The organism is Maccoyibacter intestinihominis (genome assembly GCF_040096355.1).
GTDB classification, from domain to species: Bacteria; Bacillota; Clostridia; order Lachnospirales; family Lachnospiraceae; genus Maccoyibacter; species Maccoyibacter intestinihominis.
Genome location: NZ_JBBMEX010000011.1, coordinates 76,215 through 101,909, shown reverse-complemented (window position 1 = coordinate 101,909; position 25,695 = coordinate 76,215). Strand labels below are relative to the sequence as shown.

The window sequence follows — 25,695 nt, the reverse complement described above, 5'->3', positions numbered from 1 at the left end:
TTTCTATACTTGTAAAAACAGGGTTTTATGAACCCTTATATAAGTGCGCCCAAAAATCTACTTTATTTTTCACTCTTTTCTGCCATGATCTTCGTTCTATATACATGATCATCGTCTATATTTTTAAGCATCGCAGAAGACTGTATCGAAATTTTTTCATCAATATCACTACTATTTCGAAACAGTTTCATCATCCCACTTTCCATGGGACTGTAAGAATGATATGTCAATGCAGCAAGTTCTATACAGACCATGGAGCATATCATCCCTTTCTTTAGAGAATACTTCATGATTCCCTTAGAAAGGATCAGCATAAGATAGAATACGATAAAAACAATTGAAATATAGATATCGCTTTTCTGCCAGACACTAATCAGCAGATAAAGCGTTACATACGTCAATGTTCCCCATGCTAATGCCCTTTTTTTCTGTATTGGTAATAAAAAAGCACCGGGTAACATAGTAGCAGTTACCACTGCTAAATAAAAGTTAATAATAAAGAACCAGCGATGATTGATTCCGGAGAACCCATTAAATACATAAGTTGCAATCGGAAATATCATTGCAAACATTAACAGGATTCCCTCTATTTGTAATCGTTTTTTTACGCCAACATACCCTTTTCTTAAATATAATGCCAATAAGGCAATCAAAGCAATACCCGGCATTCCTAAATATCCGTGCATTCCAATTTCTTTAGGTTCAATGAATCCCTGTATCAGTTTCAGATAATATCTTCCTTCGTACAGAATTCCAATCCCAAGTTCACTATTTCCAACACGTCCGCTTGTTAATGCCATGTATAACTTCGGTAATAAGCTAACTGCAGCAAGCAGTACTGATATCACATAACTAAGGATCGGTTTCCAAAGATAACGTAAAAAACCTCCCAGACTTCTTTCTTTTTTACATCCCCAATATTTTACACTTAAATACACTGCAAGTACAATAGATACCGTATAGAGATTTAAAAAGTTTGTCAATGCTAAATAGAATACAGTTCCCATAAACATCCCATACTTTTTCTTTGCATAAATACGGTCTACTCCCCATAGTGTTAATGGCAACAGGAAAAACAATTCTAAAAAAGTATGCTGCATCAGACAATAATTAAGCAGATAACCATTGAATGTATACATCAATGCCCCTATCAGTGTTGTCCATTTCTGACAGTGTAAATGTTCACAATAAAGCGCAAAAGTCAATCCTATCAGATACATGCAAATTATATCGTATACAATAACTCCCATAGAAATATTGTGATAAAATATCATACTGCAAAGAATGTAGATGGGACGAAAATACAATACTTCCATTACATTCATTCCCAGTCCTATAGACATATCCCACATTGGAATCTCAAAATTTCCCTGCAAAATTCCTGCAAGAAGCTGTCTGTAATATTTCCCATTATATTGCATAAATGCAGCTACCTGTGACATTCCGTCCGTTCCGCCAATCAGTGTTTTTCCATAATAAGAAAAAATACCAAATACAAAAAATGCCAAAATACTAAAGCTCATTGTATACATAGCAATTAACCAACGTCTGTCACTCATATCATACGGCACTCTATATTGTATCTTTTTCCATAACATTGTACATCTATCTCGCATCTTTTTTCCTCTTCTTTTGATATATCTGAACTATACCGAATACTCCCAAACTCAAAATTGTTATACCGCTTACCATCGCCCCTTCTTTCAGTCCCGGAATGGTATAATGTAATATGATTCCATTCCCACCTGCTTTCAAGGGGATTGCCATATACATGCCATTTGCTTTAACAATTTTTGTCTCTTTTCCATTTACCCATGCTTTCCATCCCTTCTGATACGGGATTGCAATGCAGAGCATCCGATCTGTTCCGGTTACAACAGTCCCCTGCACATAGTTGCCATTTATCTGTGTATCCGTTGACCTGCACTCCTGCAGCTTCACATAATTTTCCCCATATGAATCCATCGGTTGTACGATTACTTTTAAATCCGAAAACCGGTACTCTCCACGTCCTTCTAATTGCAATGTAAAAGTTTGTGCAGTTGTCCCATGATACCCCATATTAGAAACAATATCCCTCTCACCGGTATCATACTGACTTCCTTTTCCCCACACTAAGACAGATTTTTTATTTTTTCCAAATGTTGTAGTAATCTTTGATTTCAGATCACTGTTTTCTGCATCTTTTCTGGATTTATAACGGAACGTATTTTCCTTGTATTTTGTCGGATTCTCCCCTAACAGATATTCTTTATATTTTATACTGCTTTCCGGATAATATCTTACTCCCTCTAAATACAGATAACTTTCACTTCCCACATAAGTTTCCGGAAGTTCAATGGTCAGAATTACCTTAGAAGACTTACAGATCAGTCCGTCATCTGTGATCTCAATTGGAGATTCGGAACGTTCTTCTTCCACCATGCGCTGCTCTAACTGTTCCTTGATCTGTTGTAAAATCTCCTCTTTATCTAATACAACTCTGCTATCTAATTTCACTTCTGCAGGTTGTATATCTGTATCACCGATATCACTCTGATCTTCAAGTACAATCCCCTGCATCATTGCCTGTTCTTTCTCATAAGGTTTCAACTGATCATATTCATCTTCTAACACATATCCCGAATAAGCATACATAAGAGGAAGTGCATTGATATTACGATATAATTGCACCGTACGGTTCTTACCTTCCACTTCCATATCCTGCTCACAAACCAACTCATATCCCCAAGGTATATTTTCCTTTGCCTCGGCTTCCCTGATCATATATCTTACTCCACCAAGCGTATATAAGGCAGTCCTGTTATCCAGATCAAAAATATTAAATGGCGCCCCTGTCTGGCTGACTCCCCAATCACTCATGGTACTGATAATATCATCATACATAAAACTATAGTAACCATCCAGAGCACTATAACCGCTCCGCATGCCAAGGTTTGAATCCCTGTCTTTTGTCGATTTTTGCCGGATGTCTTCTACACGGCACACTTCTCCATCCGAAACATTTTGCAGAATGGATAACTGTTTTACCGATATTTTTTCTTCTAAATATTTTGTGTTTTCAAATTTTTCAATTACATTTTCCTGCGATGGTTCATAAATAATGTACGAAAAAACGGCTATTTCCACACAGATCATTGCTAAGACCCATTGCATTTTTACACGTTTTCCAAACAATATAAAAATTATATACAACAGTAAAAATTCCATCGCATAGTCTACATTTTTATCACTCCATACAGAAATCACTGCATAAAAAGCAAGGTATATAAGTATACTGATACACAGCTTTTTCTTTTCCCGTTCTTCTAATTCAAATAATTTTGGAAGCATTACTGCTAATACTATACATAAATAAAATGCGATAATAAATAAAAAGCGGTGATTAAATCCTATTCCTCCATTAAACAAGTAAGATCCTATTGGGAAAATTGCAATCAAAAGTGCTGCAACTCCGCATACACAGAGTTCTTTTTCTAACAGACTCTTGTTTCCCTTGATCACAAGACAGACTACCGCTAAAATTGCAATGGTTGTAACTCCGATATAACCATGGATTCCTATTTCATCCACTCCTACCAGACCATGAAATAAACTTCTATAATATGAGACATCGTAAAGCCATTGAAAGTTGATACTGGCATTTCCGATCCTTCCTCCACTTACCACCTTGTACATAGTAGGAATTAAAAAAACCGCCATTACAAGCATTTCCAGAATATAGATTAAAACCGGTTTCCAAATATAACTGAAAAAATCCGCTACTCCTTTTTTCCGATCCGAAAAAATGTACGCCATGCAAAAACAAAAGATCAATACGATTCCTATTGTATATATATTCAGTGGTCCCAAAGTAATATTATATAATACTGCAAGCACAAAAATACCATATCTGTTTTTTTTCGTCACATTATATACTCCTAACAGGATCATTGGAAGTACAATAAATAAACGCAAAAAAGAATTCTGCGCCATACAGTAATTAAGTATATATCCATTAAAAATGTATGCCAATGCCGCTGCTAGTGCTGCATACCGGTTACATCCTAAGTTATAACAAAGTGCAATGAACATGATCCCTGCTAAGTAAAGACAAAGCATATCAAAAATGGCAATTCCTACCGCAATATCATGAACAAATAATACACTGCAAAGAATATAGACCGGATCAAATGAAATCACCTGTAAGATGTTCATTCCAAATCCGATTGACATATCCCACATCGGAATCTGCAGATTTCCCTGCAAAATATTCTTTAATAATGCTCTATAATACTGTCCCGTATACTGCATCGTCGGTGCTACCTGGGATAGTCCATCTGCACCTCCGACAAAAGATTTTCCATAATATAAAAACCTTCCAAAAACGAGCATGACCATAATCCCAAAACATATGGTATACATGGCAAAAAGCCAGCGCTTTTTATCTATATGATCTATGTGGCACTTATCATAACTGCCAGTCCATTTCATGTTCGTCTTCCTCCATATAATTGCCGTTATTTTCTAATATACACTATTCATATTGCAAATGCAAATATCACGCTTTTCGCACCTTTGCCACACATACTTCCCCGAACAGAAGGATCACACACAGGATCGAGATCACTCCTCCTGTTTTCTGCCCCGGCAGCCGGTATTCTAACTGTATCCGGTTACTTCCCTTTTGAATCGGGAGTGCCATATACATCCCGTTTGCCTGCATGATCTCTGTTTTCTTTCCATTCACTTTTGCACTCCAGCCACGATGATACGGTACGGCAACACAAAGAACTTCTTCTTTGGATGCCTGCACCTTTGCAGTGATCTGATTGCCCTGTATTTTTACATGATCCGGTGCATCCGATTTTAACTGCTGATAGTATTCTGCATAATGTTCCATTGGCTGGAGCAGGACGTATATATCTGAAAAATCATACTCGCCCATTCCCTTACAGGTAATGGTGATCTCCTTTCGCCCTTTCGCACTGTAACCGAGATGGAATAGCACATCCCGTTTTCCTGTATCATACTGACTGTCTTTTCCCCAGATCACGGCTGTCTTTTGTACTCCGTCTGCTTTTACGGTAATCTTCGCACGTTTATTCTCCGTGGATTCCGCACGTTTTTTCTTTAAAAAACGTTTTTTTCCATAGACATTGTTTTTATTTTGAAGATAATATTTCTGATAATCCCTGCTGTTTTTCGGTGTATAGCATAAATCTTCAAATCCGATATAAAGTTCGCCGCCCTCATAGTCGTCCGGCAGGTCTAATGTAAAGGTTACAGAAGAAGTTTTACATATAATGCCGTCTTTTGTTAATTCAAAAGGCATAATTACTGACTTGCTGCCCTTCTCTTTAGCCAGTTCTTTTTTCTTATTTTTATAATATTTTTGCAGCCGGATCCGGATTTCCTTTTGGCTGAGTAATACTTCGGCATCCTTTTGCAAGTTTGTTTCCTGAATGCCTGATACTTTTTTTGCATCCGCCTGATCCAGTATGACTCCCTGCATCATCGCCTGTTCTTTTTCATTCGGCGTGAACTTCTGGTAATTTTCTTTTGTAATATAGGAGGTGTAGGTATACATCAATGGTAGTGTATACTGATTTTTATACAGACATAACGTCCGCTTTTTTCCATCCTCTTTGACTTTCTTCTTTTTGATAAGCTGATAGCCGTATGGTTTTGCCGTCTCTTCGTCCTGATAGCCGGACAGATATTTGACGCCACCTAATGTATACAGTGCCGTTCTCTCATCTAAATCATAGATGTTAAACGGATTTCCCATCTGACTGATGCCTAAATCATTGACAGTTTCTATGATATCAGCATATGTATAGCTGTAATAGCCATCTAACGCATAATAATCATTGCGTGTTCCAAAATTGGCTTCCCGGTTGTTCGTCCTTTCATTTGCCGCAAGATTTTCTACACGGTATACGGAAGAATCCTTGATCGCTGAAAAAGCAGCGGATGCGCGGATCTCCACTTTTTCATTTACGGTTTTTGCATCTTCAAATTTGGCAATATAGTTTTTCTGTGTTGGCTCATAGATTAAATATGCCATGCAGAGGATCTCAAGACATACCGGAATAAGCCAGAGGATTTCTGTATGCTTTATCTGCGATCCGCTTTCGTTTTTCGTTCCGAGCAGCCAGAGTCCGATATACACAGCAAAAAATATCGCTGTATACGGCATGGATATGCCTTTCCAGATATATGCTGCAACCATCAGACACAGATATATCATGGTAAGACCTATCGTTTTTTTCTTCTTTTCCGTAACTGCTACTAAAAATTCCGGCAGAACCACTGCCAGTACGATGGAAAAATAACAGGTCACCATAAAAAGGAAACGGTGATTATATCCCATAAATCCTGTGGTCAGGTAACCTCCTAACGGAATCAGTGTCAAAATTAATAAGATCACTCCCCAGATCCGCAGTTCTTTGTATTTTTTTCCTTTTCCCGCAAAGATCAAATATAAGACTGCCAGTAATGCCAGGATCGATACTCCCACAAAGCCATGGATCCCAATCTCATTATTTCCGGTAATCCCTGTGAGCAGATCTGCGTAATAACGCTTTTCGTAATACCACAGACTTCCAAGGTCTGCACTTCCAACCCTTCCGCTGGTCATTGACAGATAAATCTTTGGGATCAGTAAAACCGCCGCAAGTGCAAGTCCTTTGATATAGGCAAGGATCGGACGTATCAGTGATGCACAGAATCCTTTAAAACTTCTGTTTTCTTCTCTGCAAACATAACGCACACACAGATAGCCTGCTAAGATCAGTGTCATGGTATACAGATTTAACAGCAGTGAAATTCCCAGATATGCAATACAGGCAATATATATCCCGCTCTTTTTTTCTTTCTGTAATTTTTCTGTTCCTAATAAAAGCAGCGGCAACAGGATGTACAATTCAATAAATACATTCTGTGCAATACAGTAATTCAGGATATAGCCGTTACACAGATAGGTAAATACTGCGATCAGTGCTGCCTGATCACTGCATTTGATATAACGGCAGTAACTCAAAAAAGCAAGCCCTGCCAGATAGAGACTGACTATCGTAAAGACTGCCACGCCTGCACGGACATTTTCTGCAAACAGCAATCCACATAATATCTGTAGCGGGTTAAAGATCAGAACATGCAGCACATCCATGCCCATGCCTACGGATAAGTCCCACATCGGAACAGAAAAATCTCCATGGAGCCAGTTTGTAAACAGCTCCCTGTAAAAATAACCATTATAGTGCATGGATGCACCCACCTGGGATAGTCCGTCTGCTCCTCCGATGAAGGATTTTCCATAGTATAAAAATCTTCCAAACACCAGAAGCATCATAACTGTAAATAACACAGTATATGCAATGAACAGCCTCCCACTCCGTTTTGGGCGTTCTTTTTCTAACATAGTTTCCTCTTCCATAGTCTCCACGATCGTTCCGTCTCCTCTATATTACTGCGGCTCTATCGTAACTGCCGTCAGTCGCAGACTGTCATCTGCCCCTGTTATGGATGTTCTGAATTCCAAAAGCGGATCCGTATCATCCTCTGTAATCTCTACTTCTAAGACCACTTTTCCTTTCTTTCCATCAAAACTGCTGTCTGAAATACTTCCTGCCACCAGCACTTCGGTTGCATATGCAATATCCACACTTCCAAGATCTCCCTGCACTCCTCCATCCCGTTCAAATTCAAACGTTACCTGATAGAAACCTGCCGGTGCTGAAATATATGGTCCAAAGAGCTTGATTCCTTCCTCTTTTCCTAAAAGAATTCCTTCCTCATCCTGTTTTGCATCTCCCAATACAGATAAGCCTTTGACCGGTACAAGATTGCGATTTGAGGTCTGTTTCAGCCAGAGCCTTGCCTGTCCTGTTTCCTGCTGTGCAGACATCTTAAACATCAGCTTATTTCCCTTTAAGCCCTCTAAACCATAGATTGAAATCTTCTTTTGTATCTCAAAGGTTCCATCTTCTTTGACAACATCTCCTGCAATCATCTCAGGACTTTCCACACGATTCAGACTGCTATACAGTACTCCGACACTTTCCTGCCCGGTACTGCAGTGATTTCCCGTAACTGTCAATTCATAGGTTCCAAATGGAATATAGATTTGTTTTGCAGTATCTATTACTCCATCATTGTCCAGGCAGTAATAGTCTACAGACAATCCCTTATCACCGGAATACATACGGATTCCCTGTGCTGCAATCTCATCACGCAACTCTTTTTTTGCAAACAGTGTATAATGTTCTGTCTTGCCAATTACAAGATACTGCTCCAATAAATCAAATATCAGACTGCCGCCACTCCGGTTCTCCATCAACAGAAGTTTTCCATTCTGTTGTCCTTCAACTGCCTTTTGTGCTTCACAGTAAAACACACTGTTAGCTTTCATTGCCTTTTGCATATCACTATAATCTGCAAACCATCTTAAGGAATCATATTCCGAAACCATTGGAATGTCTGCATTGCTCTCGATTTTATTTGCAATCCTGCTTAACTGCTCTGTCTCCGTCTGATAGATTGCTCCCACATGATCAGTCAGGGAAGTCTTTTTATACATGATATCTGCCAACTCTACCGGGACACTACTGTTTGCAAAGAATCTGATCTGCAAATTCTGTGCATTACTCATCGGTATAGAGAAACGAACTTTGCCGACACCGTCTTTCACATCTGCCGCCTGCAATTTCCCGCTGACATAGCTTTCTCCGGTAATGGCATCTGCAATATCTACGGTTGCCAGCTTCTCTCCATTGTTTTCGTCTGATTCCACATGGAAAGTAAATGTAAAATCATATTCTCCGCTGCTAAACGTTTCTCCCTTTGTTGTTGCAAAGCAACCAACTGCACCATTGGAACTCATGGTATCGGTCTGATTGCGATTTGACGATGCATCATAGAGCGTTTCAAGGTCTACATGATATTCTTTCTTATGGTTCTTCTCCACCTGTTCTAAAATCTTATTCTGTAACTTTTCTCCCTTGACCCAGAGATATTCCTCGCTGTCAAGCTCAATACAAAGATAATTCTCAAGCACCTCTGTATTTGTAATTTCGCGTCGATTGGTAAACAGGATTGCTTCTTTTTCATCCTCAGATGGATAACGTGGTATTACCTTATAATCTGCAAAATAATACTGTAACAGATAATACACCTGATGATCCTCCGCTCCACTTAAATCCAGCCCATAGAGTTTGTCCGTCAGTTGTTCTTTTCCGAGTTCTCCGCTTCCTAATACCTGATAAACAGTATCTATTTTTTTCTCATTTTCTTTCTGTGTTAAAATATCCCAGTTATAGGCATTGTAGCAGTATTTGTAGCCTGCTGTGACAAGCAGCACCAACATAATGACATGGAACTTTTCTTTTTTTCCTGCCCAGAAGAAAATCAATAGCATTACGACAAAGACTAAGGTTGCCGGCAGATAGGTATGTGCTGTTGCCACGTTCCGGTCTGTTAAGGCAAAGCAGATAAATTCCTCTCCTGCCTGTTTGTTCCCATAACAATAAGGGAGTATGAAGGCAAGCCATATTCCCTGAAACAATACTATATATTTGATGGATTTATAAAAACAATTTAAAAATACATCTTTCTGCTTTTCCATGGTTACAAAGACAAGCATTAATAATGGCTGAAGATATGGCATCATATAGCGAAGATAGGTAAATGCCTTCGTTCCATATTCTTTCGTTCCATATCCGTCCATAATGGCATTTGTTGCCGTAGCAATCCAGGTCAATGACTGTGCTGCAATGGTCATTCCGGTACAAAGCACAAAAAAGCTTCCAATCACAAAATAGAGCCGTTCTTCTGCATTATCAGCCTGAATGGTCTTTAATACAAATGCCTCTTTTCCTTTTTTGACAATTAATAAAATTACCATCACCAGTGCGGTTATCAACAGTCCGCCCGATATCATACTGGCAATGTTAATCTGTCCGAAAATCGTAAAGAGACAGGACTTGATTCCCTCCGCTGTCTTTAATAAGGCTAACTTCTCTTCTCCGATATTCACGCGGGTATTGCGAACCCCTTCTGCCGCACTCCATACAACTGATTGATACATTTTAATTCCTTTTTTCATCAAAATGTATCCGCCCGCTGTCAGTATTCCCAAAACAGGCAGTGAGACCAGTTTTTTTCGATACATAATTCCATACAACGCAATCACTAATACGGCTGCAAAAATATAGGTTGTTGTTCTTGCATGTACCGTCAGTGCATATAACATGAGCAAGACAAAAAAGCCGGTCCACATTGCCCTTTTCTTCGGCTCTTCTGTGAGTACCAGCTTTGCTAATACCAGACATATGCACCAGCTGATCAGCATGAGCATATGCTCATTATAGAACACGGTCGTACGGACAACGGTAACATAAGAAATCGTGGCCGTCATCAACAGTGCTTTTTTCTCATCTGTGATACCAAAAACTCTTTTAATCAGATAAAAACAGATGACTGCTGCCACACTCTCTAATACTCCGGTGCAGACTAACAGGGTACGATAGAGTATGACCGGATCTTTGATCCACTGCATCAGTGGTGTTGCCAGTATACTCATTCCAAAACCATAATATCCTGCTTTTGATACAACGGCATTCCAGTTCTGTGAAGAAAAGAATACCGCACCATTCATAGTAGACAGCTCATCTGAAACTGTTCGCAGCGGAATTGCCTGCAGACTCCAGAAGAGTCTTGGCAAAAATGCGATCAAAAATGCCCAGATATAGCCTGTTTTTTGTCGAATCCCGGTCATTCTGTTATCCATCTGTATCCTCCTTGAGCCTTTAGTCCTTAGTTTTCCTCTTTTTCGGAATCGTAATCCAGTTTACGCACATGGTACTGGATATCCTCTAATAACTTCCGGTTTGATGCGATAATGTCGCCCATCAGTCCGAGTACCCATACAAGCACTCCTATGATGATCAGCATTGACGCAAGGATCAGTGACTGGATATGACCGGCACCGCTTCCTCCAACTGCATAGACGATAAAACGGATTCCCAACGCAACTCCGCCAATGACAGGAATTGTTCCAAGTCCCATAAAGAAGGACAGTGGCTTGTACATTAAAAATGCACGGATGATCGTTAACATGGATCTCTTTACATAACCAAACATACTGCTGAACAGTCTGGATGGACGCAGTTCTGCATTGGTACGGATCGGAACAGAAGTCATTGCCATCTTGGTACGTCCTGCCTGTACGATGGTTTCTAAAGTATAGGTATATTCATTGGTAACATTCAGACGCATTGCCGCATCCCTGCTGTAAGCACGGAATCCACTCGGTGCATCCGGGATGTCTGAGTTCGATGCCTTACGGACTACCCAGCTTCCAAAATGCTGCAGTTTCTTTTTGAGTGGTGAAAAATGCTCTGTCTGATCGATCGGACGTTCGCCGATCACGATGTCTGCTTCTCCGTTTAAGATCGGGCGTATGATCTTTTCAATATCTTCGCCGCAGTACTGGTTATCTGCATCGGTATTGACAATGATGTCTGCGCCGTTTCTAAGGCACGCATCCAGTCCTGCCATAAATCCTTTTGCAAGACCTTTGTTCTTTTTGAAATTGACAACGTAGTTCACGCCCCAGTTCTTTGCGACTTCTACGGTATTGTCCTTACTTCCGTCATTGATGATCAGATATTCGATCTCATCAATGCCATCGATGTGCTTTGGCAGATCGTTCAATGCGATCTCTAATGTCTCTGCCTCATTGTAACATGGTATCTGTATAATTAATTTCATTAGTTTATTCCTCCCAGCATAATCTAAAGCATTTTATCACAACTGTCTTGCTTTTGCAAGAATTGTTGAAAAATCATCTTTTTCACTTTATCTTACAGTTGCTTCTCTTTGAAATTGATTGTTCTTTCCATCTCTGGCTGTTATCGTGATCACGGTATTCCGGTTCTGCCTGTTGATCTTAATGGTATATTTTCCCTGTTTCGTTGTTTTTGAGGAACCTAAATTCTTGTTACCATATTTTGCAGTCACCCTCGCTCCCGGCTGTGCCCTGCCTGTGATCCGGTTCGAATAACTTGCTAACCAGTTGATCCTGATCGCCTTTGTCGTTCTGACCGGTGCACTCGAACCTCCGACAAGGAGGATTTCTTCTTTTGCCCCATTCGAGAACTGATTGTCTCTCAGGCTCGTTGCCTTAGAACCCTGATACATGGCAACTCCATATCTGCGGTTATCGGTGATCACGTTTTCTTTGATGGTCAGTCTGCTTGTGCTTGCGTAAATTCCCGACTGTCGGTTAGCAATGATGGTATTTCCCTTTAAATTCGCCTTAGAATACAATTGTAATTCCACACCTGACTTTTTATTTTTTTGCACTTCACAATCATATATTTTCACTGCACCAGAAGACACACTGACACCGGCTCCTTTATTCTGTTCAATTTTTACACCGGATCGTAGGGAAACATCTGCCTGTTCTGCTGCAAAAACCCCGCTCTCAGCATTTTTTGCAACTGTACCGCCCTCTAATTTCAGTTTTGATTTCTTCTCGGCGATAATACCGTAATGCTTATTTCCTCTGACCGATGGATTTTTTATGACTGCCGAGGATGTTCCGGTCAATGTGATACCCGCCCCGCCATTTGAATATGTGATAAGCTTTCGGATATCCGCATTTTTTGACTTATAGATATAAAGACCCGTAGCACCATTTCGGTATATCTTTGTGGAACCCTGTAGCTTTAATTTCGAAGAACCACAGGAAATCCCATTCTTTTCATTACTGTATATTTTATTGGTCCCTTTGAGAGTTACCGTTGAATTTTCCGTGATCTGCAATCCGTGTTTGTCACATTCATAGATGATATTATTTCGCAGCGTTGCATTTTTTACATCATTCAATATGATCCCTGCCGCTTTGCCGGACACACGGTTACGCTCGATCACGACATTCTTAATTGAATAGTCGCCTGCCGGTACGATGGTCTTGCCATTTGATGTATAAGATGTACGCACATGCGTTCCAAATACCCGGATCATGGCACCTCCGGTATCATGTCCACTCATCCGGTCCTTTCTGATGACATTATCCGCAATGACCAGATTTGCCGTTAAAGGCTGTGCTTTTACCTTGCTTCCATCCGCCGGTGCATAAAAATTCTTCCCATAAGAATCTGACATACTGACACTACGAAAGTCGATTGCCTCACTACAGTCTACAAAGGTATTATGTACAATATTGCAATTTTTGTAATTATACATTCCGATTGCTTTTCCTTTGATATCGGAGAAAAAATTGTCGCTGATCGTAATATTACTCATATACTTTCCTACGACTGCCGAATGTGTTCCGATTGCCCGGTATAACTCCGTAAATGTATTATTTTTGATCAATACATTCTGACACCGTGCATCATCATACACCTCACATCCCGGCATAATAGAACTGTTATTGCAGATATCTAACTGAACTGCCTCTTTTTTCAAAGACGCTTTATCCTGACTGTAGTCGCTGAAAGTACAGCCTAAAATGGACAGCCCTTTAATGCCGCCCATTTCAAGATGATGTGCATTAAAACTGTTCTGCACCGTACAGTTCAAAAATTCAATATCCGAAGCATGGACAAACCTAAAGATCGGATTGGTGTTCTTCGTCACACTTCCAAGTCCATCCCAGATCCCACCTTCGATCAGAACATTTTTGGTACCGGCGTATCCGCCTCCCGTTCCAACGGTCTGCATCAGATTCCGCTTATACGGCGTCGTTCTGCGGATTGTTGCCCCCTGTGCATAAATCCAGAGATTGCTGTAAATGATCAGACCATGTCCGTCCTTATCCTTCACATCATAGACTCCACCCGGAATCACAATCTTACACTGCTCATCCGGGTGTTTCTGTTGATACTTATGGGCTTCATCAATTGTCTTTTGAAACGCCTTATAATTGTTTTTAGATGTTACAGATGCACCGTAATCCAATACGTTGAACTCCTTTTTTACATTTGTAAAGTTCAGTCTTGCACCTGTGGCTTTCGCCTGTCTCCGGGTTGTCTCAACGGTCATCGGTTCCTGCTCTTTTGCAGACACTGTCATCTGCCCGTATAGCAGGCACCCCGCCAGAAGTATGACTCCCAAAATCCATTTCGAGCCTCTTTTTCGCATCCTGTATTTCCTTTATCTATTTGCCTACTTTCACCGTCCGCTGATAGATATTCTTCTTTGCATCTGTGCTGTAGACACCAATGGTTGTACCTTTTTTCTGCTTTTTGATCTTAATGACATAGCTTCCGGAATTCTGTGCCACTCCGGTTCCAATCTTCTTACTTCCTGCCTTTACGGTCAGCTTTGACTTTGGATGTGCAGATCCGGTTACCTGTTTCATGTTAGAAGTTACTGCATTCAGTTTTGTGGAAACGGTTGTTTTTACCGGTGCTTTTGCTCCTCCGCTGACTACGATCTCATTCTTTCCTTCATTGGATAAGGTGTTCTTTGTCAGAGAAGATGCTTTTGCACTGCCTGCTAATGAGATTCCATATTTCTTGTTATTCTCGATCGTATTGGATGAAATATTCAAATTTCCACTATTTGCAGTGATTCCGGATTTTTTATTCTTCGTAATCTTACTGCTGTTGACCGTTCCCTTAGAAGAACTTGAAAATCCGATTCCATTCTCTTTGTTGTTGTTTACGGTAATCTTCTTAGCTGTTAAATTACTTGCTGTGACGGAAATACCGTTTTTCTTATTACTGCTTACCGTACCGCCTGTCATGGTAAGTACGGAGCCTTTATTCATCGCAATTCCGTTACCGCTGTTATTTTTGATCTCTGCGGAAGAGATCTTACATCCCTTGGATTTATCTGTCAGGCTGATTCCATGGCTCTTATTCTGTGCAATGATACATTTATTGGAAACGCTGATCTTACTCTTGGTTACATTGATACCGTTGACAGAGTTCTTTTCAATTCTTCCGCCTTTGAAATAAGCCTCTGAATTTTTCTCTACTAATACACCGTTGCGTGTATTCTTCTGGATCTTTCCTCCGGAAATCGTTACTTTGGAACCATCTGCGATCTGGACACCGCTTCTCTTACATCCGGTGATCGTATTATTGCTGAGAGTTGCACCTCTGACATCACCTAAGGAAATACCGTTTGCTTTTCCTGAGATGGTGTTGTTCTCAATGCGGACACCTTCTACATAATAATTACCCTTCGGAATTGCCAGTTTGCCGTTTGCATAATAAGCACTGTCTACTTTTGCTCCGAATACACGGATGGCTGCGTCCGGTGCCTCATGACCTGATGCGGTATCCGTAGTGATCTTATTCTTAGAGATCAACAGATTTGCTTTTAAACCGCCTGCCTTTGGTGTGCTTCCATTTGCCGGTGCATAAAAACTTCCGTTATACTGCTTATTCATGCTCATGGCTCTGAAGTCGATCGCTTCACAGCAGTTTGTAAAGGTGTTGCCGCTGATGATGCAATTGGTGTAATTGTATGTATTAATTGCTTTTCCTTTGATATTGGAAAATACATTATTACGAATCACAACATTGTCATAGTATAAACCAACGACTGCGGAATGGCTTCCCACTGCACGATACAAATCCGTAAATGTATTATTTTCTATCAATACATCACTGCAAAGGGCATCATCACTGGTCGTTCCCGGCATGATGCTCTTGTTATTGCAGATATCTAACTGGATTGCTTCTTTCTTTAAGCTGGAATCATTCTGACTGTATTTTCTGACCGTACATCCCTGCGCTGTAAAGCCTTTCACACCACCCAGCTCTATGATGTGAGCATTAAAGCTGTTCTGTACAGTACAGTTGATAAATGCCATGTTGGATGCATGCGCAAAGCGGAATACGGAGTTGGTATTCTTGGTTTCCGCTCCCTGTCCATCCCAGATTCCACCTTCGATTTTAACATTCCGGGTAACATTGTAGCCTTTTCCACCCATGTCGGTCTGCATCAGATGCCAGTTATAATCACTTCTTCTCTTAATGGTTGCACCCTCTGCATAAATCCAGGTGTTGCTGTATACGATCAATCCGTGACTGCTTTCGCCTTTGATGCGGTAAGTTCCTTTCGGTATCACGACCTTACACTGTGAACCCGGATGTTTTTTCTGATACTTATTTGCCGCATCCAGTGCTGCCTGAAATGCAGGATAGTTATCATCCAAAGAAGTACTTGCACCATAGTCTTTTACGTTGTAGGTTGCACCGATATTACTGAAGTTTAACTGTGCTCCCTGAGAGCTTGCTGCTCCTAAGTTGCCATCCTCTAACGTTGTTGTCTCTACGACCGGAACACTCTCCGCTGCCTCTACCTGTGCCAATGCCGGAACCTGTAAACTTCCGGCTGCCACAACGGCTGCCATAAGAATTCCAACTCCATTTCGTCTGTTAATTCGTCTTTTCATAGTCCTCTCCTTCCTTTGCTTGTTCCTCCATTGCCTATGAAAGATACTGCTATATACATTATAATTCCAAATACTACATTATCCAACCATATTTTTCTTTTCTCTTACTCGATAAATATTCTTTTAACTGCCTCGCCCTTTACTTTCCAGAATTTTCTCAATCCCAGGGAAGTGTACTGGATAAACAGTCCTGTTACCACCGCCAGTATCACATAGAGTATAAGCATTCTTCCCTCACCCATCTGTGGAAAAAGATTTCTCATCTCCTTAGCCCAGAATCCATGTCCCAAATACAAGGAAAAGCTAAAACTTCCAAACCACGAAAATAATTTATGGGAAAACAATGGCATAACAATAGATTGTTCACTGCAGGTGATAGTCACAGAGAGCCAGAGAATCATAAGCAGTATCCAGTCTGCCTTTGAACCTGTATGACTGTAGCTATACCAGATAACACCACCATATCCCATCCAGGACACGAAAAATAACAATGTCTTTGCTACATTGTTAAAAGATATTTTTTTCATAAATTCTGCCATTCGAAAGGAAAGACATCCCATGCAGATTTCCATGGTTCCCCTTATCATAGAACGCAAGCACAACCCCTGCCATTTCATAGGTCTTCTGAGAGAAGGAAATTTTTGATAACTGTATCCTAAAAGAAAGCAAATCATCAATGGTGCTATAATATAGAAAAAATTCTCCTTGTATTTTCTAAGCAGCGGCCACAATAACAGCATGCTCAAAATCATTGCCGAGATATACCAGGTGGCATCATTTGACAAATAACTGGCATCATTTGGCGAATAACCCACAATTCCTGTATTGGTTAAAAACAGCAGTTCCCAGATAGATGCAAAAAGGTCTTTTACTACCTGTTTCCAAGAAACAAAATGCCAGTGCTTAACCACAAATGCGATGACCCATGCAACATAAATATCGGGCATAAATCTTAAAATCTTTTTTTTCATAAACTCAAAGGTATCTATACCTAAATTTTCTTCATATGCTTTTTTGGCTGCATTCCTCGCCATCATAACCCCTGAAACAACAAAGAAAAAATCTACTGCAATACTTCCACCTTTAAAATACCCATTTTCTGACTGTATAAAGTATCCTGAATGAAAACTGATAACGACGATGCAAAAAAGCAGTTTAAAAAAATCCAATTCTCCATTTCTCTTTTGTGCCTTTACTTTTTCCATGATGTAACTCCTCCTATTTCTTTGCTCAAGAACAGAGCAAAGCATTTTCCTCTGTTTCCTCTCATACTACTCTCCTCGTATTTTTCATGTCTTAATTTTTTTCTTCAAATACTTCTTCATCTGACCTGTGACTAACAGATACACCACGGACAATCCACAATAAACTACACCACCTGCTGCCAGTTCGATCAAAAGCAGAAGCACAGATGCTTTTCTTCCATTTCCTATAAAAGATACTGCTATATACATTATAATTCCAAATACAACATATATCCAACCTTTTTTCAGATAATTTCCAAATTCTAACTCTTTTCTGGTCTTAAAGGTCTGAATCAACATTACCGTATATTCGGCAAAGATTGTTGCGATGACTGCTCCCATTGCATCATAACGTATGATCAGTATCGCATTTAAGATGACATTAACCACTGCTCCCGCGATCACCGATACGACATAGATCATATCCTGGCTGTTTGGAAGCAGATACTGGGTACGCACGACATTTGCCCATGCCTTACAAGGGATCATGACGGTTAACGCCGTGATCAGGGCAATACATGCCGTATATTGTTTTCCGTAAAATACCACGGTAAATACCGGTGCAATGGCTGCTAATCCAAACGTCGTTGCCATGGAGATCCAGATCGTAAAATACATGGAATTTGCAATATATTTTCTGCTGAGTTCCTTTTCTCCCTTTTGTACGAGATTGGACATTCTTGGTAGCATAACCATTCCAAGTGCATTGATGATCGCCATAGGGATCTGCAAAATTCTCTCGGAATATTCATAGTAACCTACCTGTGCATCCGTACTCATAATTCCTAACATAATCTTGTCCATGACATTGTAGATACTGATCGCCAGTACCGGAATGAACAATACCAGATTCGGCTTGATGTGGTGTGCCACCTCTGCCCAGGTCGGTCTCCGGAACTTTGTTAATTTTCTGACATATGGCCAGAGTGCCAATGTACTTAACAACTGGCTGCCCGCCATAACAAATGTATATAAGATTAAATCACTCTGGTCTTTTACAAATACGAAGATACCAACTAAGGACAAAATACGGATGACCATATTTCTGGTAACGGTCAGCTTGAATTTTTCTAATCCGAAAAAGAACCAGTTAATATCAAAGGCTGCGGACATCAGGTACACTCCCTGTACTAATGCCACGGTACGGTTCGCATCAATGATCCATACTAAATAGATGACATAGGCAGTTACGGAAATTGCCGAGGTCAGAAGCTGGAGTACATAGATACTTGAAAAGGTCTTAGACAGCTTCTCTTTGTCATCACGGATCAGTGCAATACTCCGGTTTCCGTAATTGTTCACTCCCAGCATTGCCGCTAACAGGAAAAAATTCGCTACTGAATAGGTGTAAGAATAAATTCCGCTCTTATCCGGTCCGAGTACCCTTGCGATATAGGGGGATGTTACCAGCAAAATAACAAGATTTAATATCTGATATACCAGATTATATGAAAAATTTTTCTTAATACTGCTCATGCTTTCGCCTCAATGCTCTTTTTATAATTCAAAGGATGATTTTTCCGGAAGGATATGCTCAAAGCATTCGATCACCTTTGGTTTTGCCTCTTCAAATTCTTCCTGAGTACAGGTATCGTTAATGCAGATCATCCGTTTTTTCTGGTTGCGGATCGTATCATACAATTCCCGATTGTCTGCACCGACGGCATACATCTTTCCTAACTTTAACACATTAAACGGTTCAAAATTACCGCGGAACAGGTTCCAGTAGCGGAATACAAACTGATTGACATCCGAAATGGAACGGAATCTGTGGGAAATCGTCTCATTTAAGATTTCCGGCTCTTTTTCCCAGAACTCCTGATAGGTGGACTTTAAGTTTGCCATCGGAAGATGATGGCTTAAGACTCCGATCAGGTTTGGGAACGGCAGCATATACATGATCCAGTTGTATATTGCATATTTTCCGTATTTGGGACTTAACATTTTCTTCTTTAAATCCTTTTTGATCTGTTTCCGTTTAAAGTATTTACCCATCAGGTTCATGTTGTTGACCATCGTATGCGAAAATACATAGGTTTTTCCGGAAAATCCCAGCGGATATTCGCATAACATGTCACACGGCTTTCCATTTCTGAAAAAGTCCGTCTTTTCCACCTTGTCGATCAGAAACATATCGTCATTAAAATAGACGAAATGTTCACTTAACTCCTCGATCCGGTGCAGGTTCATGTCGATCGGACGGGAACTGAACGTCGGCAGACATTCCTTTGGGATAAAATCCTCATGCCTGACAAAACGCAGCTTCGGATGCTCTAAGTTCAGCCACTCCGGATAATGACCACAGGTTACAAAATAGACGTTGTTGACCCACGGTGCGAATTTTTCCACTCCGCGAAACCAGTACTTTAAGTTCTCCCATTCCCGATAACGGTTTGCGGAAGCATCCTGTCCTTTATCGGCAGTATATTTTGCTTTACTTGCCTGCCACTCAGGGTCATTTCCGTCTACCCAGAGAATGACAAAGTCTACTTTTTCATCTTCTGCTATCTTGCCCATAATTCTTCTACGACCTCCGTCATTCTGTCCCAGGAATACTTGTATTCTTCCGCTTTTACGTTCTGTGCAAATTCTTCTTCTTTTTCTTCTTTAAAATAGCGGATGACTGCGTCTGCGATCTGTTCCGGATTCTTGCTCTCTACCACATATCCGGTCTTACCGTCGGTTACAACGTCCGGCAGTCCTCCGACATTGGTTACTAATACCGGTTTCCGGAATCCGTAAGCAATCTGTACGATCCCACTCTGTGTCGCTGACTCATATGGAAGCACCACCAGATCACAGGCAGCAAAGTATTTTTCTACCTCTTTATCCGGGATATAACCCTCTACCACTTCCACGGCATCTTCAATCTTCTTCTCACGGATCAGTTCCATATACTGATCTCTGTCCTCTCCGAAGTCTCCGACTACGAATAAACGGAGATTTTCCACCTGCTCTGTAATCTTTGGCATGGCGCGGAGCAGATGTTTTAAACCCTTGTATTCTCTTACAAATCCAAAGAACAACAATATCTTTTCGTCCTCGGATGCCCGGATCAGTTCTCTGGATTCACTGCGGCTTAAATTCTGCAAACGGAACGCATTATAGGTTGGGTGCGGTGTCAGCTTGACGACCGGATCACTCTTGATCTGATAAAGATCGGACTCATCCATCTTAGACTGAACAATAAAGTAATCTCCCTTTTCTAATACCCTTTTCGTTAAGAAGCGGTCCATTGGGAAACGCTCATGCGGGAATACGTTATGACATAAAAACATGATCTTCGTATGCTTCTTCAACATTTTTTCCATGATCCAGAAACACGGTGCAAAGTACGGATGCCACCATGGGAAGATCACTAGATCCGGTTTTTCCTTTAAGATCCATTTGGATGCCTTCACGATATTAAACGGATTTGCAGTGTGTATCCAGTATTTTGTCTCCGGCACCTCAAACTGTGGGTTGTCGTAGTCCTTCTGTTCTTTTTTGTATAAAAACTTCGGATACTGCATCTGGAAGGATACCATGGTCACATCGTATTTCTTACGCAATGCCTTACACATCAGTCCCGTATAGTGGGCAATTCCGCCTTTATACGGATAAACCGGTCCTATCATCACTATCTTCTTTAAGTCTTTCTTCATATTCTTACCTCACTGCTTTTTCTGATCTACTGTGCGATTGTCTCAATGCTCCTGATACGGATCTTGCTTCCTTTTTCTGCATTTATCCGGTATCGGACCCATTCCATGCCGGTTATTACGGACACATCCTTGATCGTGATCTTTGTTGCATCTTTTGGCATCTCCTGCTCTGCAATGATCTCATCCTGTGCATTTCTCACACGGAAGGTTGCTGCACTGTCCTCTTTCGCCTGAATCACTTCATAATGTACTACGATATCATAGGTTGCATCTTTTTCGATTTTTTTCTTATTACTGCGCAGTACCGTTTCTTTCTTTCCGGAAGAGAGCACATTTCCGTCACTCTCCATTTTTCCCCAGTATTCATATCCCGAACTATAGCAAAAATCCCTGTTGGTTCCGGATTGTGGGAGTGTGTTATCTCCATCTAAGACATTTTCTTTGACCCGGTAAAGCCGGAAAATTCCAAATACCTGTACTTCTTCTAACTGCTTTGCGATCTGCTTCGGCATCAATTCATATTCCTTTTGGGTCATCAGAACCATATACGGGGTCTTTAAATGTGCATTATCAAAATAATAAGTACTTGCTCCCCAGCCGACTCCATGGTTGTAGCCTCCCCAGGTACTGATCTCCACATTTGGGTTGACATTCCGCATACATCTTCCCATTGAAATGGATTCCGAGCCGATCGTAATAATCAGATGAACTCCCTCCTGCTCTGCCGTGAGTGTGATTCCCTGCATATCGCCCTGATAGTTATAGCAGTCTCTCATATAGTTCTTATAGTCATAGACGTTGACAAACAATAAAAGAACGATCGTAACCAGAACAATGGTCTGCTCTAAGAGTTTTCTCTTTTCCCATAAGTCCGATGCTGCAATGGAGGTCAGCAGGATCATCGGTATCATGCTGATCAGATGATAACGGTATTCAAACGTCTTTGTCGCATAGTTGACATTGGCAAAGATCAATACGATCAAATTGACTGCAAAAATGCAGGTAATCATCCCAACAAGTTCTTTATATTTTTCATTTTCTTTTAAATGTTTTAACAAATAAATCCATGATGCTAAGATCACTGCCGCTAAAAAGAAACGGAACAGATACATCATTCCATAGGTCTGTGTTACCGGAATATCCTCATAGTCCGGGATTCCGCCAAACAACTGGAAGATTCCGGTCAGGCATTTTGCGATCACCGACGGGAAATGCTTTGCCTTTGTGAGCATCATCTGGCTTCCGACCGACTCAATGATTCCGGTACGTCTGCCCACTTTAATGCCTACCACATAGATGGCGGATTCTAAGATCAGAAATCCAAGCCTTTTGTTAAAAATCTGTTTGATATCGTTTCCGATCAGTACATGAAGGATTTCATATCCGATCAACGGTAATACGGCACAAAGCAGGATATATTCTCCACTTGAAACTGCGGTATCAAATACGAAAAAGGTTGCAAACAGGATCAGATACCAGTATTTTTTAATTTCCTGTCCTTTGTGCATCCGTACTAAGATATCGATCAGTAACAGCGGTACTAACAGCTTATACGCATAAGAACCTGCACTGGTAAAAAGCATCGGCATATAGCCCAACTGTCCTGTGCTGTATGGTGTCAGAAGAAACAGTACGGCAAGCAAACGCATATTTTTTTTAACATCTGCCTGTTTTAAAATATCATAGAACAGACATGCATAGACGATCACGGTCACAATATTTGCAAGTCCAAATGCCGTAAATGCATTCTTCGTAATACCATAGAACAATGCTCCTAAAAGAACCGGCGAATCAATACCCAAAGTGGTCTGATATGCCCAGTCTTTTAAAAGGATACGCTTCTGTCTCCACATTTCTACGATCTGTGCATAAGCACAGGAGGAATCATAATTTGATTCATACGGCAGTCTGGTCAGATTAAATACTGCCAGCGCTCCAATCTGTATCACTATTCCCACACAGAGCAGGATTTCTAACCAATGCTCTTTTATCCAGGTCTTATTCATCATCTTCTCCTTTATTCCTGTTTCCAGAGATGAACGGAATCACAGCGAAGGCTGCCACCCTCTGTCTGTACACGAAACTCAATTCCTTCCTCTGCTCCCTCAACGTCAAATTCCAACTCTACTTCTTTGTTTCCTGCTATTTCTTTTTCTGCTAACAGGTTTCCACCCATTGCGATCTCACATTTTCCATTGGTCTCTTCTGCCGTATCAATAGAAAATACCACACGATAATGGCCCTTTTCTAACTTCATATACGGACCCCAGAAGGCATAACCGGCTTCTTCTGTTTCGATGACATTTCCGGTCCGTGTACTTCCCGCTGCGATCGTAAACAGGGACATCGGGATCTCAATCTCTGTCTGATCGGCTGCTCTTAAACGGTAAACCGAAGTGTTCATCTCTTCCGTATCTAAGGCTCTTGGAAAATGCTCTGTTGTTTTTTCTAAAAATGTTCCCTGAATGATCTGCTCTGACAACTCCTCTGCCTGTACATGGAACAGATCCAGTTCTCCGACATTTCCGATATAATAGACTTCGCGATCCTGCAGATACTTCTGCAATTCCCCTCGCATATCCTTTAACAGAAAAACATTTTTTCCATATAGAAAACGATAGCTGCCCGCTAACGAAGTATTCGTGGTCAGATATATCTTATCATCCTCTAACTGCTCTGCCGCCTTCTCATACTGTTCATCCATGCCGCCATACATTTTTTCCGTTAAAAATGCTGCACTCCGGATCAGAAGCATCCCTGTGATAAGAAGTGCAAGTCCTCCCTGTACCACAGATTTCCCCCTGCGGTTCTTCCCACTCCACGGTAACCGGCTGATCCCATAGGCTGCCATCATCAGTACAAACGGGATACAGACAAAAATCCATCTTCTTGACATCCAGATATGATCCGGACTGATGGATGGTCTGACGATATAGGCGATCAGATTGCTGAATCCGATCGCTAAAAAGAGCAGATATCTTTCCCACTCCTGATTCTGATGCAGTATCCTGTAAAAACCGTAAAACAGTAATATCATTGCCGGGATCGTCACATACCAGCAGAACTGCTGCATGGCATAGAGGTTGACCGGCTCTTCGTAATTTTTTAACAATACCGGACGCAGGAGATAGGCAAATAATGCCAATACTCCAAGCAATACGGATAACAGTACACTGCCCCTGCCCTGTACGAACTCCCGGATCTTTTCAGGGCTGTCGCTTTCCTGTCCTGTCTGTACAGCGTTTCTCTGCATGCTTTTCCTTTTCATGCTGAGGATTGCTCCTACGAGGAGCACCAATACCGCTAACACCACATTGATCCCGACGATCATCGCAAGTCCTTTGTGCAGATGCACCTTATAATATGGATAGGAAAAAATAAAACCATATCCCAACGCCGCGGCGCCAAGTATCAGATAAAGTCCTGCTGCCACTCTCGCGTATTTTTTCTTCACCTCAAACCATTCACAGTAGCCCCACATCACAAGGATGCCGACACCAATGATATAGGCATCGATACGATTAAAGGTGGAGATTCCAAACAACAGTCCCGCATATCCCGCATATCGCAGCTTTTCGGTTTCCCAGCCCTCGTAAAACCAGTAAAGTCCAAGAAACAGAAGCATCTGGCTTAACAGCTCTGTCTGCGTGATCCTTCCAGCCCAAAGCTGTGCCGGATTGACAGTCAGAAAAAGCAATGCCAGCCCTGCCGCCTTTTCACCGAACATCCGCTTTGTCAAAAGATACATGATACCCAGTGCAAAGAAATTGATAAAAGCATTGACGCGTACCAGACCTTCTAAACCTCCCACCCGGTAACCTACGGCTAACAGACTTGGAAACATGTGTAAGAACTGTGTTACCACACTTCCCGGCTCTTTGGAAATTCCATATTCATATTCCGAGTAAAAGCCCGGTGCGTCTAATTTTAATAAGTCTTTTACTTCTTCATAATGCTCATTCAGATAAACATTGCTCTCATAAGTGATCCCACCGGTTTTTGCAATATGCACACCGTTGATGAGATAGACTCCCGGGTCCCTGCCTGCCGGCATATATTTTGTCGGAAAGAAAAAACACAGGCAAAATGAAATCAGTAAAAGAGCAACGGCGGCTACATCCCACCGGCTCATTTTTCCTGACGCTTCCTGTACTTTTTCCCTCTTGCAAACGATCCACAGACAAATACCCGCTGATACAAACAATACTGCACTCAGTGCATATAAAGAGAACATTCCAAGAACGGCAAGCAGATTTGCAGCTACTGCGATTTCTGCTATCTCCGCCGCTCCCGCCAGAATTCCTTTTTCCATATAATTGTATTTATGCGGCAAAAGTCTTGCACACAGGAACCCCTGCAACAGTACCGCAGCAAAAAATATGAAACCTTCTGCCATTCCCAACTT

General features: G+C 41.1%; 13 protein-coding genes. All 13 read right to left on the bottom strand.

All coding sequences use genetic code 11. The annotated features are described in order from the left end of the window. Positions 1–62 precede the first annotated feature (62 nt). Positions 63–1,616, bottom strand: coding sequence for a YfhO family protein (locus WMO43_RS11015; protein WP_353531205.1), 1,554 nt, complete (start codon positions 1,614–1,616; stop codon positions 63–65). Further along, positions 1,606–4,473 carry a YfhO family protein gene (locus WMO43_RS11010; protein WP_353531203.1) on the bottom strand — a complete coding sequence of 956 codons (2,868 nt, stop codon included), beginning with the start codon at positions 4,471–4,473 and terminating at the stop codon, positions 1,606–1,608. The genes WMO43_RS11015 and WMO43_RS11010 overlap by 11 nt, the downstream gene beginning before the upstream one ends. Before the next feature lie 67 nt (positions 4,474–4,540). After that, on the bottom strand, positions 4,541–7,420 hold the full coding sequence (locus tag WMO43_RS11005) for a YfhO family protein (protein ID WP_353531207.1): 2,880 nt from the start codon (positions 7,418–7,420) through the stop codon (positions 4,541–4,543). Positions 7,421–7,450: 30 nt separating this feature from the next. Continuing rightward, the gene (locus WMO43_RS11000) at positions 7,451–10,771 is read right to left on the bottom strand and encodes a hypothetical protein (RefSeq protein WP_353531202.1); all 3,321 of its coding nucleotides are present in this window, start codon (positions 10,769–10,771) and stop codon (positions 7,451–7,453) included. A gap of 26 nt (positions 10,772–10,797) precedes the next feature. Next, entirely contained in the window at positions 10,798–11,754 is a 957-nt protein-coding gene (locus tag WMO43_RS10995; protein WP_177963103.1) for a glycosyltransferase family 2 protein, read from the bottom strand. Positions 11,755–11,841: 87 nt separating this feature from the next. Beyond that, complete coding sequence (locus WMO43_RS10990; protein WP_353531201.1) at positions 11,842–14,133, bottom strand: right-handed parallel beta-helix repeat-containing protein; 2,292 nt, start codon at positions 14,131–14,133, stop codon at positions 11,842–11,844. Between the two features lie 16 nt (positions 14,134–14,149). Then, on the bottom strand, positions 14,150–16,402 hold the full coding sequence (locus WMO43_RS10985; RefSeq protein ID WP_353531200.1) for a right-handed parallel beta-helix repeat-containing protein: 2,253 nt from the start codon (positions 16,400–16,402) through the stop codon (positions 14,150–14,152). A gap of 104 nt (positions 16,403–16,506) precedes the next feature. After that, on the bottom strand, positions 16,507–17,607 hold the full coding sequence (locus WMO43_RS10980; RefSeq protein ID WP_353531199.1) for an acyltransferase family protein: 1,101 nt from the start codon (positions 17,605–17,607) through the stop codon (positions 16,507–16,509). Positions 17,608–17,691: 84 nt separating this feature from the next. After that, a complete protein-coding gene (locus tag WMO43_RS10975; protein WP_353531198.1) occupies positions 17,692–19,122 on the bottom strand; it encodes a flippase in 1,431 nt (476 codons plus the stop codon). Positions 19,123–19,143: 21 nt separating this feature from the next. After that, positions 19,144–20,163, bottom strand: coding sequence for a stealth family protein (locus WMO43_RS10970; protein ID WP_353531197.1), 1,020 nt, complete (start codon positions 20,161–20,163; stop codon positions 19,144–19,146). Beyond that, positions 20,151–21,290 (bottom strand): glycosyltransferase family 4 protein, encoded by a 1,140-nt coding sequence (locus tag WMO43_RS10965; protein WP_353531196.1) that lies wholly within the window; start codon positions 21,288–21,290, stop codon positions 20,151–20,153. Before WMO43_RS10965 ends, WMO43_RS10970 begins: the two co-directional genes overlap by 13 nt. Before the next feature lie 26 nt (positions 21,291–21,316). Then, positions 21,317–23,296, bottom strand: coding sequence for a hypothetical protein (locus WMO43_RS10960; protein WP_353531195.1), 1,980 nt, complete (start codon positions 23,294–23,296; stop codon positions 21,317–21,319). Positions 23,297–23,307: 11 nt separating this feature from the next. Next, a complete protein-coding gene (locus WMO43_RS10955) occupies positions 23,308–25,686 on the bottom strand; it encodes an ArnT family glycosyltransferase (protein WP_353531194.1) in 2,379 nt (792 codons plus the stop codon). Between the last annotated feature and the right edge of the window lie 9 nt (positions 25,687–25,695).